The sequence below is a fragment of the Acinetobacter sp. LMB-5 genome, assembly GCF_001541635.1.
Lineage (GTDB): Bacteria > Pseudomonadota > Gammaproteobacteria > Pseudomonadales > Moraxellaceae > Acinetobacter > Acinetobacter pittii.
In genome coordinates, this window is sequence record NZ_LRDR01000025.1 from 1 (window position 1) to 1,364 (window position 1,364).

Annotated in this window: 2 protein-coding genes; both read left to right on the top strand. The window is 34.2% G+C overall.

The window, feature by feature from the left end; genetic code table 11:
- On the top strand, window positions 1-850 hold an 850-nt coding region (locus tag AW165_RS18290), incomplete at its 5' end, for a hypothetical protein (protein ID WP_060466675.1).
- Window positions 840-1,259: a hypothetical protein gene (locus AW165_RS18295; protein ID WP_025789263.1), complete on the top strand. Its 420-nt coding sequence runs from the start codon at window positions 840-842 to the stop codon at window positions 1,257-1,259. The genes AW165_RS18290 and AW165_RS18295, both read left to right, overlap by 11 nt.
- Window positions 1,260-1,364: the final 105 nt, after the last annotated feature.

Here is a 1,364-nt window from a genome sequence, read left to right on the forward strand (position 1 = left end):
ATTGACGTATACCCAAGAAGATTACGCTCGTTGGGAAAAAAATCGTGTGCGTGCTACTGCAGAACGTAACGCGGCAGCGTTACAGGCCTACGATCTAACAGAGCCAGAATGGAACAAAGATCTACAAGACGATTTGAAAGAATACTTAGAAGGTAGACATACACAAGTTTGTATTTTCTCTGTTGATGATGCCGCAAAGTGTGCGATGAATATCTGGCATCAAAAAAATGAAGAAGGGGAAACGATTGGAAGTGAAACTCTGAAACTATTAGATGACATTCATTCAAAAATAGATATGGGCATAGGTATTATTACTGCGGCAAAAATATCAAAAGCTTTAGGTGGCTTTGGTATTACAGTTAAACAATATATTGATGCTCAGGGAATAGAACGAGTAATAATATCCAGTCTCTGGAATGACCCTAAGAAGTATTATGCTGTTGTTAATGGATTAAATATCAAAAAAAATTATCCATATAGAATTACAAACCCTACAATTAAGCAGTTGGGTGTTTTAGCTGAAGATACATTAAATGGATTTAAGAAAGGGGCTGTTTTAAGTTTAATTATATCGGCAACAATCAATACTAATGAATTGATGTTTAATGATGATTATCATTTAGTTGATTGGTGCGGTAGTATGGGAAGTGATTTGTTTAAGCTTTTAGCCACTGGTGCAGTTGTCGGTGGGATTATTTGCTTGACGGTCGCTCTTGGAGTTGCCATTCCTATGGTGGTTGGTGCGATGGTTTGGGTTGGTGTTGATGTAATTATTTCTAATATTTGGGATGAAAACAAGATAGAAGAAAACATAATAAATGGCTTAAAAGAGGCCACAAATGCTAAATAGAATTCTGATTTTTTTAGGAGTCCCTCTTGTATTAATCGGGATGCCTTTCTTATTATTTGATGCGATAAGCCCAATACTGGATGTTTATATATATCATCCAGAATCTATAGCGTTAACCTCCGTTTTTTCTATAGTTCCTTTTTTATCATGGTTTTGGTTTTTAAGTATAATAGGGTTTGTTTGTATTTGTTTTAATAAGCGTCCTGAATTACCTAAAGAGTGGAGTAAATATTTAGGAACTTACATTCCTTGTTTTCTATTTGTCATTGGGGTTGTTTTTGGAACGATTGGAAAAGATGCAATAAAGAAACACCTTGTTGATAGTGGTTACTTTTTAATTACTACAGAAAAGATAAGAACATCATTTTATATATCTCTTGATAAAGATATATACCATAGGGCTGATTAAACAAAAATTTGAGAAGAGTATGCAACAAAGATCTTTGCATTGATCATTGAGATCTAACGATTTTAGGATTAATCTCTATCCCCAGATGTGAAAAAACCACTCTTG